Below are 11,618 nucleotides of genomic sequence, written 5' to 3'. Positions count from 1 at the left end.
CGTTCTCGATTTCCGTCAGCAGCAGCTGCGCATGGTCGTAGCGGTATTGCAGGCGCGTGCCGTCGGGGTTGATCCGCCGGCTGACCAGGTGCAGGTCGTCGTCATATTCGTAGCGGGTGATACGCCCCAGTTCATCGCGCTCGGCGGTGATCTGGCCGTAGGCGCTGTAACTGAAAGCCCGTGTCGCCCCGGTAGGCAGCGTTGTTTGGATCAGCCGGCCAACGGCGTCCCACGCATGACGGGTGACGGCACCGTGTTCATCCTGAACCGTCGTCCGCCGTCCCTGCAGGTCGTAGGAAAACTTCCGAACCCCGCCATCAGGCAAACTTTCCTCGACCAACTGACCCAGGTCGTTCCACACGAATACATGCCGACCCGAATCCGGATAACGGACCGACAGCAACCGCCCCTGCGGATCGTAGTGGTAATGGGTGACATGACCGTCCGGATCGACCGCTTCGGTGATGTCCCCTTGGGCATTACGCCGGTACGTCCACACCGCATCGCCACGTGAGCGGCTGTGCAGGAAACCGTTGCGGTACTCGTAGGACGTCGGCGCATCGTCCGGCGGAATCAGCGCGATCAACCGCCCGGCGTCGTCATAGCGGTACTCGGTGACCGCGCCCAGCGCATCCTGCTCGGCGACCAACCGACCCGCCGAATCGTATGCCTTGAGCTGTTCGCCACCATCGGCGGCGACCTGACGCACCAACCGCGCGGTGTCGTCGTGGACGTAAGTTTCCTCAGTCCCATCGACGTACTGCACGGTGACCCGGCCAGCGTCATCCCAGACGTACCGCGTGTCCATCTGCGAAAACGACGCCCAGTGCCGCACGCAGCGCGCCGCCTTGCCGGCGCGCTCCCACGCCCAGAAGAAACTCGCGCCGCCGCTAAGTTGCCGTTGCAGGATGACGTGCTGGTCGTCGTAGTCGTAACGCTCAGTCTCGCCAACCGCGTTGGACGCCTCGATCAGTCGATGGCGAGCATCAAAGCGGTAACTGACCAGCGTCTGCTCGGTGCGCCAGGCCGCATCGCGCCACACCTGATAATCGACCGCGATCAGATGCGCCCGCTCATAGCGCAGCAACAGGGAACGACCGGCCCCGTTATCGAGGCGCTCAACGCGATCCAAGCGGTCCCGCGTAATACGCAAGCGGTTGCCATAGGCATCGCTAACAGCCGTCAGACGCCCCGCCCGAAAGTGATAAAACCGCGCCGCGTCCCCCGCCAGCGCAACAATCAGCTCCTCAGGCTCATCCCCGAGAAAGATCGCCGCCCGCGACAAGCTGTTGTGGATTTCCGGCCGCTCAACGCTCGGCAACGGAAACCGCGTGCGCCGGTTCTCGTGATCCACCCAGACCACCGAAGCGCCATCAACCTCCAGCCGATGCGCCAGCGAATGACTCCAGCCAAACCCTAGCCCGACATCAATCTCGGCCGCGCTGCTGCGGTACAAGCGGCTGAACTCGAACGGCAACAGCCCATCGAGCACACCATCGGTGAGGGTCAACAACTCTTCGCCGGTGACCATCGACACCGGACAGCCATTGGTGCAGGTCCGCGGCGCACAATCGGCACTGTCACCGTTGGGATTTTTCGCCTGATCCGAAGCATCATCGCGAGGCTCATGCCGCTCCATTCGCGTCATGCCATGGGACTTGTCGCGGGCAATGGCCGCCGGATTGGGCACCTTCAGCACCAGCGCATCCGCCGTGCGAACCTCCAGCGGGACAGCCGGTGTCGGCCGCAACGGCGCCTGCCGCGCATTGACCATCAACGGTTTCAAAGCGCTCGCATGTCGGGTCAGGTCAGGCGCCGAGGTCAGTTCCGCCAGCCGCAACGCCGACGCCGCCAGCCATTCCCGCGCACGCGGCGACTTGATTTTGCCCAGTACCTTGGTGCTCAGCCGCAGCGGTACGCCCATGCCACCCGACACACACATCAACAGAAAACTGACCAGCAGCTCAGCGCGAACTTCGGCCACCACCTCGGCCAGATACTGCGGCGGCAGCATCTTCAGCCAACTGGTAAAGGCCGCCAGATAAATGAACAGCAACGGCTCATCGCCGAGCATCAGCAGGCCATTGGCGATGGCCTCGGAGGACGCCGCAAGCAAGGCATCCAGTTCAGCGCTGGACAGGTACTGCAGAAGCTTTTCGCTGTTGGCCTGCAAGTCTGCAAGCAGGGCAAACAGCTGCTTCACGTCGTCCCAGACGCCATTCAGGGCGGATTCAAAACCGTGCCAGTCAGCCTGTTGCAACTGCCCGTAACGCTCGGTGAAACCGGCGCTGGAAAACGCCGTCCACTGCGGTTGAAACCCTTTCCATTCCTCACGTAACCAGCCTTCCAGACCATCGATGAGGCCTTGATACGAGGCGTATAACGTCCGGATATGCGCAGTGGAAACATCGGGAAAGAAGGTGATGCGATAACGCTGGCCCCGGTCGCAGTCGTCGACCTTGAGAATGCCGCTGGGGCCGATGGTGTAACTCAGTGGATCGCCGAAACCCGGAACACCGTCGACATCGGAAATGACCGGTTCAAGGGTCACCGGCGTATCGCCGATCGGCACAAACCGCGCGGCTTCGAACATGTGCACCAGCGTCAGGGAGCCGCTGGCGGAACACATGGCCACGGAGGAACTGATGGGTTTGCGGCTGGCAACCGGTGCACTGAGCCGGACATCGTTGCCGACCTGGAACACTTGCTCGACACCCAGCGCGGTGCCCGTCCAGAACTGCTCGGCCCAGGCGTCATAGTTGTTGAGGCAAAGGCGAAACTCCTGAAACAGCTTTTCGACGTCGGGCTGATCAGGGTTCAGCGCAGCGACCACCAGCAAACCAATGCTGTTGTTCAGTTTCAGGAGTTGGTCAGATGGAAGCATTCGCAGTCACTCGCGCGCATCAGGGGAATGGCGCGAAACTTTGCGGGGGATCAAACAGGAAAGAAGTCAGCCGAGTAGGCGATGTCTGTAGGGCGATTCTCTAAATGTGCGAGAGGGCGTTCGGCGGACAACCGACATTGCCCGTTGCTCAACCTCGGCCGGGCTCGTTATGCTGCTGAACCCTTTAATCAGATCCGAGCAGCGGCGCTATCCACGCCGCCCGGGATGTCTTTGATAACGGATCCGATGATGAATGCACCGCTGAAGGCGTTCGGCCCGATCAAGGCCGTGATTTTCGATATGGACGGTTTGCTGCTGGACACCGAGGGCATCTACACCGAGGTTACCTCGCTGATTGCCGAGCGGTACGGGCGCACCTTCGACTGGAGCATCAAGCAGAACATCATCGGGCGTGGCGCCGGCGATCTGGCGCGTTATGTGGTCGAGGCGCTGGACCTGCCGATCACCGCCGAAGAGTTTCTGGTGATCCGCGAGCCGCTGATGCGCGAGCGTTTTCCCACCGCGCAAGCGATGCCGGGCGCCGAGGAACTGATCCGCCACCTCAAGGCGCACAACATTCCGATTGCCGTCGGCACCAGTTCGTCGCGCCAGTCTTTCGGTCAGAAAACCACCTTGCACCGCGACTGGTTCGCGTTGTTCGACTTCATCGTCACCGCTGACGACCCGGAAGTCGGCGCGGCCAAACCGGCGCCGGACATCTTCCTCACCGCCGCGCGCCGCCTGGGTGTAGCGCCGGAAGATTGCCTGGTGTTCGAAGACTCGCCATTCGGTGTGACGGCGGCGAAAGCAGCCGGCATGACTGCCATCGCCATTCCGGATGCCGCCATGGCCGATGAAAAATACGCACACGCCGACGGGATTCTTCGTACGTTGAAGGCGTTTACGCCGAGTGCATGCGGATTGCCGGCGCTCGACTGGGCCTTATCAAATCGCGAACAAAATAAACGCCGCCCCTCTGTCAAAGGAGGGGCGGCGTTTTTCGTTATCGACTATCTGATCAATCAGGCGCCGAAACCACCGTCGATGGTCAGGCTGGCACCGGTGATGTAACCGGCCTCCGGGCTGGCGAGGTAGGCCACGAAGCTGGCGATTTCCTCTGCCTTGCCGTAGCGACCCACCGCCATCAGCGGGATCAGACTGTCGGCAAACTCGCCGTGAGCCGGGTTCATGTCGGTGTCGACCGGGCCGGGCTGCACGTTGTTGATGGTGATGCCGCGTGGGCCGAGGTCGCGGGCCAGGCCTTTAGTCAGGCCGACCAGTGCGGACTTGCTCATCGCATACACGCCACCACCGGCGAAGGGCATGCGGTCGGCGTTGGTGCTGCCGATGTTGATGATGCGTGAGCCTTCGCCCATGTGTTTGGCGGCTTCCTGGCTGGCGATGAACACGCTGCGCACGTTGATTGCCAGGGTCTGGTCGAAGTCTTCCAGTTTGAAGTCTTCCAGCGGGGCGACGGCCAGTACACCGGCGTTGTTGACCAGGATGTCGAGGCGGCCAAAGGTTTCGACAGTGGCGCTTACCGCGTGGAGAATGGCACCGGCGTCGGCGCTGTCGGCCTTGATCGCCAGGGCTTTGCCGCCGGTGGCGGTGATGCTGTTTTGCAGTTCTTCAGCCTTGGCGGCGGAGCTGACGTAGGTAAAGGCAACCGCGGCGCCTTCAGCGGCCAGGCGTTTGACGATGGCGGCACCGATGCCGCGAGAGCCGCCTTGAATCAGAGCGACTTTACCGCTGAGGTTTTGAGTGGTCATGTTCGATCTCCAGAAGTTTCAAGGCAGGCTGCCTTGGTGTGGTGTCGAGTATCTGCCCCTCGCCAATAGGCGGGTAGACCGTGGTTGCTATAGTCTGTGTAAACCAAAAGTTTAGAGTGGCGGCCATGGAAACCTTCAGCAGTATCGAATGCTTCGTGCGCAGCGCCGAAGTCGGCAGCTTTGCCGAGGCCGCGCGCCGCCTGAGCCTGACACCGGCCGCCGTGGGTAAAAGCGTGGCGAAACTGGAAGCGCGCCTCGGCGTGAGGCTGTTCCAGCGTAGCACCCGAAGATTGACCCTGACGGAAGCGGGGCAACTGTTTCTGAGTGAGGTCAGCGGCAGTCTCACCACCATCCAGAACGCCGTGAACAATCTGGCCAGCGCCGGCGGCCAACCGGCCGGTACGCTGAAAGTCAGCATGGGCACGGTGTTCGGCCGTTTGTACATCGTGCCGTTGCTGGGGGAGTTCCTGAAAAGATTTCCGGCGATCAACCCGGACTGGCATTTCGATAACCGCCAGGTCGATCTGATCGGCCAGGGTTTCGATGCAGCGATTGGTGGAGGCTTCGAACTGCCCCAAGGCGTCGTGGCGCGCAGGCTGACGCCGGCGCATCGGGTGTTGGTGGCTTCTGCGGATTATCTGGATCGGCACGCGCCGATCAGCGAGCCGGACGACCTCAAGCTGCACGACGGCATTCTGATCCGCTCACCGCAGACCGGTCGCGTGCGCTCCTGGCAGTTGACGCATCGCACCCGGCAACACAGCCCGCTAACCCTCAAGGCACGAATGACCATGAGCGATTCAGAAGCCGCCTGCGCCACGGCGGCGCAGGGGTTGGGGATTGCGTTGGTGAGCATGCCGTTTGCGGTCGGCTATCTTGAGGCGGGGACGTTGCAGCGAGTCTTGCCCGACTGGTACGTCGACGACGGCAACATCTCCATCTATTACGCCGAACACAGATTGCTGCCGGGCAAGACCCGGGCGTTCGTCGATTTTGTCATCGAGCAGTTTTCAACCCTGGGCCTCGCCGAGCGATTCAACGCGCAAAACGTGCTGGCCAGCCGATGATGGTTTTCGGTCGAGGCGTCGCATAGGTTCGCACCTTGGACGTCGACAGGCCCAGTCGCACCAGCGATTCGGCGATGGTCACGGCCGCAGTGACACCGTCCACCACCGGCACGCCAGTGCGCTGACGGATCTTCTCGTCGAGCCCGGCCATGCCGCCGCAACCGAGGCAGATCACTTCGGCTTTATCCTGAGTCACCGCCAGTTCCGCCTGATGCACGATGGCTTCCAGCGCCCGCTGCGGTTCATGTTCCAGCTCCAGAACCGCAAGACCACTGGCGCGCACCGAGGCGCAGCGATCCCACAGGCCGGAGAGTTTCAGCCGATCCTCGATCAACGGCACGGTGCGGTCCAGCGTGGTGACCACCGAATAGGCGTGGCCGAGAAACATCGCGGTGCTGGCCGCCGCATCGGTGATGTCCACCACCGGCACGTTGAGTAATTCCTGCAAGCCTTCGCGACCGTGTTCGCCGTAGCCGGCCTGGATCACCGCATCGAACGGCTGGTCGTAGGACATCACCCGGTCCATCACAGCGATGGCGGCCAGGTAACTTTCGAAATTGCCTTCGACTGAATCGGCGCCGAAGTACGGCGTCAGGCCGACAATCTCGGTGCCGGGGGAAGCGACAGCCTGCGCCGAACGGGCGATGGCCTGGGTGATGGATTCGGTGGTGTTGACGTTGACCACGAGAATTCGCATGGGAAGTCCTTATTACGGTTGGTTCTGCGGCCCCGCGAAGGGCCGCCAAAAGATTCAGTGGCTGACGTTGTCGACGGCGATGGCTTCACCGTCGACGTCGGCGTAGTGCGGCTGGCGTTTGGCGATGATCAGGTAAAGCATCCCGGCAATGCCGGCGCCGATTAGCCAGGAGAAGGGCGAAACGAGGTGGAAGCCCGGCACCAGAGCCAGGACGATGGCGATCAGCGCGGCTGGAATGAACGCCGCCACAGCCCGCAGGTTGATCCCGCGGCTGTAGTAATACGCGCCGTTCGGGTTTTCGCTGTACAGCTGCGGTACGTGGATCCGGCCTTTGCGGATCAGCCAGTAGTCGACCATGATCACGCCGTACAACGGGCCGAGCAGGGCGCCGAGGCCGGACAGGAAATACACGATCACCAGCGGGCTGTTGTAGAGATTCCACGGCAGGATCAGCACCGCAATCGTCGCGCTGATCAGCCCGGCGCGGCGGAAGGTCAGGTATTTCGGCGCCAGATTGCTGAGCACGAAGGCCGGGGCGACGAAGTTGGCCATGATGTTCACCGCCACGGTGACGATCAGGAACGCCAGGCATCCGAGTACCAGAAAGAACGTGTTGGGAATCGACGCAATGATCTCGGTCGGGCTTTCGATGATCCGGCCGTTGATCTGAAATTGCGCGCCGCACAGCAGGACGGTGATCCCGGCGAACACCAGAATATTGACCGGCAGGCCCCAGAAATTTCCGATCTTGATCGTCTTGCGGCACGGCGAAGAGCGGGCGAAGTCGCAGAAGTTGAGGATCAGCGTCCCGTAGATCGCCAGCCACAAAGCGCCGCCGGCAAAGATGTTGCGCCACATCTCGCCGCCGGTCAGCGGTTCGCGGATCGACCAGGCGATGGTCGCGTTGGCCTGGATGTACATCCACGCGGCGAGGCAGGCGACGGTCAGCAGAATCACCGGCCCGGCAAAGGCTTCGTAGCGGCGGACCATTTCCATGCCGTAGGCGAGAATCGCCAACTGCACGAACCAGATCGCCACGAAACACACCCAGCCCAGGCTCGACAGGCCGAGGATCGAGTTGTGGTCGTAGTCGGCGAAACCGGGATGGATCGCCGTGAGCAACACGCGAAACACCACCGACGCCAGGTACGTCTGAATCCCGAACCAGGCGATGGCGATCACCGCCCGGATCAATGCAGGAATCTGTGCCCCGTGAATGCCGAAACTGATCCGGCTGATCACCGGAAACGGCACCCCGGTTTTCTGCCCCATGTAGCCGGACAGGTTCATGAAGAAGTACACCAGCGCCGCGCCGATCCCCAGCGACAGCAGAATCTGCCAGCCACCCAGGCCCAGGGCGTACAGACCGATGGCAAACGAGTAGTTGGCGATGTTGTGCACATCGTTGGTCCACAGGGCAAAGATGCTGTATTTGCCCCAACGCCGTCCTTCGATCTTGGTCGGCGCGAGGTCACTGTTGTGCAGACGCGGGCTCAGTTGCAGCGGTTCGGAGATGCCATCACCGCGCACGCTGTGGTCGAGGGGTGAAGAGGCGGGCAGATTCAGCGCGATGTTGTTATTGGAGAGACTCGTACGCATTCCGGCAGGCTCCTGATGTTCGGGCCACGATGACTGTGCATGAGCACTCGGGCTCGGCAGATCTTCGTCGCGGCGGTGAAAACATCACTGGTTACGGGGCATCTGCAGCCTGTACGGGATAGGGCGCTTCAGGCTTGCGGATCGAAAGTGTGGGTTCATGTTTTGCGGTTTTGTATACAAAACATGTATGCACTAAAGCCAGATCTGTGCCAGCCGGCGATCTATGAAAATCACCGCTGATTGCGAAAAGTTATTGAGGAGCGCTAAGTCGCTGAAATACGGACGATATAAATTGACCGTTCGAACAGGTATTTATTTTTCGGGAGGGATTTTGGCGGGCGCGGGGAAGGAGTGTTTCTGTAGCGTGATGTAACTTTTCAGGGCGCAAAAACGAAAAGTGCACACATAAATGGCACCGATGGTGACATTCGTGTGTACACATTTTTCAAGGCGGGTAGAGAATACTGTGGGAGCTGATTTGCTCCCACGGGGCATCAGGGGTTATGCCTTGCTGATGATATTCCCGGCATGCAACCCGCATTCTTTCTGGGTCGCTTCTTCCCACCACCAGCGACCTTCGCGCTCGTGCTGGTTCGGCAGGACAGGGCGGGTGCACGGTTCGCAGCCGATGCTGATGAAGCCGCGCTCATGCAGGCTGTTGTACGGCAGCTCCAGCATGCGGATGTAGCCCCAGATTTGCTCGCTGGTCATCTGCGCCAGCGGGTTGAACTTGTACAGGGTGCGCTCCGGGGTGGAGAACGCTGTATCGATTTCCATCACCGCCACGGCGCTGCGGGTGCCGGGGCTCTGGTCGCGGCGCTGGCCGGTGGCCCAGGCTTTGACGCCGGACAGTTTACGACGCAACGGCTCGATCTTGCGGATGCCGCAGCATTCGCCATGGCCGTCCTTGTAGAAGCTGAACAGGCCTTTTTCCTTCACGAACGGTTCAAGTTTCGTGTAGTCCGGCGAGACCAGTTCGATGTCGATCTTGTAGTGCTCGCGCACCTGATCGATGAAGCGGTAGGTTTCCGGATGCAGGCGGCCGGTGTCGAGACTGAACACCTTGACGTTCTTGTTCAGCTTCCAGGCCATGTCCACCAGCACCACATCCTCGGCGCCGCTGAAAGATATCCACAGGTCATCGCCGAACTCGGCGAACGCGAGTTTGAGGATGTCCTGGGCGGATTTGTTGGCATAGGTCGTGGCGAGTTCCACGACGTCGAACGTTGGGCTCATCAGGGCGGCTTCCTACAGGTCGGTGGCGCTGGGCGCTCTATATGGCGGCGATGGTAACAAAAAGCAACGCGCGCCGGGGCAGCCTCTGCGTTGCGCGGTGCAGGTCGAGCCGCTAGAGTTCGGGCTCGCTCGACTCAATAAACATTACAAACGGGAGTGTCTTGTGGAAATCGCCTGTCTTGATCTTGAAGGGGTGCTGGTGCCGGAAATCTGGATCGCCTTCGCCGAAAAAACCGGAATCGAATCGCTCAAGGCCACCACCCGGGACATTCCCGACTACGACGTGCTGATGAAGCAGCGCCTGCGCATCCTCGACGAGCATGGCCTGAAGCTTTCGGACATCCAGGAAGTGATCGCCACCCTCAAGCCGCTGGACGGCGCGGTGGAGTTCGTCAACTGGCTGCGCGAGCGGTTTCAGGTGGTGATTCTGTCGGACACGTTCTACGAGTTTTCCCAGCCACTGATGCGTCAGCTGGGCTTTCCGACTTTGCTCTGCCACCGACTGATTACGGATGACAGCGGGCGGGTGACCAGTTACCAGTTGCGTCAGAAAGATCCGAAACGTCAGTCGGTTCTGGCTTTCAAGGGCTTGTATTACCGGGTGATTGCGGCGGGGGATTCCTACAACGACACCAGCATGCTGGGCGAAGCGGATGCGGGGATTCTGTTCCATGCGCCGGATAACGTGATTCGCGAGTTTCCGCAGTTTCCGGCGGTGCATACGTTCGAAGAGTTGAAGCAGGAGTTCCTCAAAGCCTCGAACCGCGACCTGTCCCTGTAATCACATTCCTTGATCGTTCCCATGCTCCGCGTGGGAATGCCGCTATGGACGCTCCGCGTCCACTGGGACGCGGAGCGTCACGGGATGCATTCCCACGCGGACGGTTCGACGCCTCGACGTGGGAACGATCAACGTGGGGCGCTTCTAGTTAAAGGGTTTGCAGGGTTTCGAGCAAAACTCTGACCTTGGTAATCGATTCCTGATACTCCGCCTGCCAGTCCGAATCGGCGACGATCCCGCCACCGCCCCAGCAGCACACCTGTCCATCCTTCACCAGCAGACTGCGAATGGCGATGGAGCTGTCCATCTCGCCACGCACGTCCAGATACAGCAAAGAACCGCAATACAACCCACGTCGGGTCGGTTCCAGTTCGTCGATGATCTGCATCGCACGAATCTTCGGCGCGCCGGTGATCGAACCGCCAGGGAAGCTGCCGGCGATCAGGTCCAGAGCGTCGCGATCTTCCGCCAGTTCACCGGTCACGCTGCTGACCAGGTGATGCACGTTCGGATAACTTTCCAGACTGAACAACTCCGGCACCCGCACCGAGCCGATGCGGCAGGTGCGGCCCAGGTCGTTGCGCAGCAGGTCGACGATCATCAGGTTTTCCGCGCGATCCTTGGGGCTGGCCAGCAGTTCGGCGGCGTTGGCCGCGTCTTCGGCCTGGGTCGCGCCACGGGGGCGGGTGCCCTTGATCGGGCGGGTTTCCACCTGACGCTGGCTGACTTTGACGAAGCGCTCGGGCGAAAGGCTCAGTACCGCGTTGCCGTCAGGCAGGCTCTGGAATCCGGAAAACGGCGTCGGGCAGGCTTCACGCAATTTGCAGTAGGCCAGCCATGGATCGCCCTGGCACGGCGCTCTGAAGCGCTGGGCGAAATTGACCTGATAGCAGTCGCCGGCCTGGATGTAATGCTGGATACGCTCGAACGCCTGACGGTACTCGTCGGCTGAGAGATCTGCCGCCATCGGGCTGCTCAGCTTGAACGGAGTCAGTTCGGCGCCCACCGGTTGGCTGAATACATCGATCAGCCGTTGTTTCTCGCTGGCGCTGACCGAAGGGTGAAATACCAACTGGCTGGTTGCCGATTGGTGATCACTGATCAAGGCCCAGTCGTACAGCCCAAAACGCGCATCGGGCAATTGCAGGTCATCCCGGGCCTGGCTCGGCAGGTTTTCCAGATGCCGGCCGAAGTCGTAGCTCAGGTAACCGATCAGGCCGCCGGCGAAGGGCAATTCGTACCCATCGGGCAATTGCGCGTCGCCCAAGCGGGTCAGATTGTCCCGCAGACGTTGCAGGAAATCGTCGCCGCGCTCGTCCGGCAACACCGCCAGTTGTTCCAGCGGCCAGGCGCTGAGCAGGTCATAACGGCCACGGTCGGCACTCGGCCGGCCACTGTCGAGCAGCACGGCGCCGGGCGCATGGCGGAGGGCCGCGAAATAGTCGGCGGGGTTGGCGCGATAGGGCAGCGGGTGTACGGAACAGGTCAACATGGGCGGGGCAGATCGGCCATCGAGGCGGGGTGGGGATTGTAGTCCTCTCCGATGCCAGATCAAAGTCAAAAGCCTACCCCCTCACCCCAGCCC

At 61.3% G+C, this 11,618-nt stretch carries 8 protein-coding genes and 1 pseudogene; 3 read left to right on the top strand and 6 right to left on the bottom strand.

The window, feature by feature from the left end:
- Positions 1–2,884 (bottom strand): DUF6531 domain-containing protein (locus C1X29_RS27805; protein ID WP_146023275.1); only part of this gene is annotated, 2,884 nt, incomplete at its 3' end.
- 249 nt (positions 2,885–3,133) lie between these two features.
- On the opposite strand from C1X29_RS27805, the pseudogene C1X29_RS27800 reads away from it, so the two are divergent.
- Positions 3,134–3,826 (top strand): annotated as a pseudogene (locus C1X29_RS27800) (HAD-IA family hydrolase); the annotation flags it as partial.
- Positions 3,827–3,906: 80 nt separating this feature from the next.
- Here C1X29_RS27800 and C1X29_RS27795 read toward each other — a convergent pair.
- Positions 3,907–4,653: a 3-oxoacyl-ACP reductase family protein gene (locus C1X29_RS27795; RefSeq protein WP_102718915.1), complete on the bottom strand. Its 747-nt coding sequence runs from the start codon at positions 4,651–4,653 to the stop codon at positions 3,907–3,909.
- 125 nt (positions 4,654–4,778) lie between these two features.
- Between C1X29_RS27795 and C1X29_RS27790 the strand changes: the two genes are divergently transcribed.
- Positions 4,779–5,720 (top strand): LysR family transcriptional regulator, encoded by a 942-nt coding sequence (locus tag C1X29_RS27790; protein ID WP_102718914.1) that lies wholly within the window; start codon positions 4,779–4,781, stop codon positions 5,718–5,720.
- On the opposite strand, the gene C1X29_RS27785 is transcribed toward C1X29_RS27790, so the two are convergent.
- The 3 genes from C1X29_RS27785 to C1X29_RS27775 all read right to left on the bottom strand — a co-directional run bounded on the left by C1X29_RS27785 (position 5,689) and on the right by C1X29_RS27775 (position 9,252).
- A complete protein-coding gene (locus tag C1X29_RS27785; RefSeq protein WP_064378736.1) occupies positions 5,689–6,417 on the bottom strand; it encodes an aspartate/glutamate racemase family protein in 729 nt (242 codons plus the stop codon). The genes C1X29_RS27790 and C1X29_RS27785 overlap by 32 nt on opposite strands.
- A gap of 54 nt (positions 6,418–6,471) precedes the next feature.
- The gene (locus C1X29_RS27780; protein WP_102718913.1) at positions 6,472–8,016 is read right to left on the bottom strand and encodes an NCS1 family nucleobase:cation symporter-1; all 1,545 of its coding nucleotides are present in this window, start codon (positions 8,014–8,016) and stop codon (positions 6,472–6,474) included.
- Between the two features lie 501 nt (positions 8,017–8,517).
- Positions 8,518–9,252: a phosphoadenylyl-sulfate reductase gene (locus C1X29_RS27775; RefSeq protein ID WP_102718912.1), complete on the bottom strand. Its 735-nt coding sequence runs from the start codon at positions 9,250–9,252 to the stop codon at positions 8,518–8,520.
- 163 nt (positions 9,253–9,415) lie between these two features.
- Here C1X29_RS27775 and thrH point away from each other — a divergent pair, with 163 nt between their 5' ends.
- On the top strand, positions 9,416–10,033 hold the full coding sequence (gene thrH, locus C1X29_RS27770; protein ID WP_102718911.1) for a bifunctional phosphoserine phosphatase/homoserine phosphotransferase ThrH: 618 nt from the start codon (positions 9,416–9,418) through the stop codon (positions 10,031–10,033).
- A 148-nt stretch (positions 10,034–10,181) separates the two neighbouring features.
- Here the strand turns inward: thrH and pabB are convergent, their stop codons facing one another.
- Positions 10,182–11,525: an aminodeoxychorismate synthase component I gene (gene pabB / locus C1X29_RS27765; protein WP_102718910.1), complete on the bottom strand. Its 1,344-nt coding sequence runs from the start codon at positions 11,523–11,525 to the stop codon at positions 10,182–10,184.
- Between the last annotated feature and the right edge of the window lie 93 nt (positions 11,526–11,618).

Origin of the sequence: Pseudomonas sp. GW456-12-10-14-LB2 (genome assembly GCF_002884345.1) — a bacterium.
Taxonomy (GTDB): Bacteria; Pseudomonadota; Gammaproteobacteria; order Pseudomonadales; family Pseudomonadaceae; genus Aquipseudomonas; species Aquipseudomonas paraglycinae.
Note: the sequence above shows the minus strand (reverse complement) of the source record. Positions and strands in the feature narration are given on the sequence as shown.

Coding starts and splice junctions, on each gene's coding strand:
- C1X29_RS27795 (WP_102718915.1), bottom strand. CDS start 4,653: ATGACCACTCAAAACCTCAGCGGTAAAGTCGCTCTGATTCAAGGCGGC.
- C1X29_RS27790 (WP_102718914.1), top strand. CDS start 4,779: ATGGAAACCTTCAGCAGTATCGAATGCTTCGTGCGCAGCGCCGAAGTC.
- C1X29_RS27785 (WP_064378736.1), bottom strand. CDS start 6,417: ATGCGAATTCTCGTGGTCAACGTCAACACCACCGAATCCATCACCCAG.
- C1X29_RS27780 (WP_102718913.1), bottom strand. CDS start 8,016: ATGCGTACGAGTCTCTCCAATAACAACATCGCGCTGAATCTGCCCGCC.
- C1X29_RS27775 (WP_102718912.1), bottom strand. CDS start 9,252: ATGAGCCCAACGTTCGACGTCGTGGAACTCGCCACGACCTATGCCAAC.
- pabB (WP_102718910.1), bottom strand. CDS start 11,525: ATGTTGACCTGTTCCGTACACCCGCTGCCCTATCGCGCCAACCCCGCC.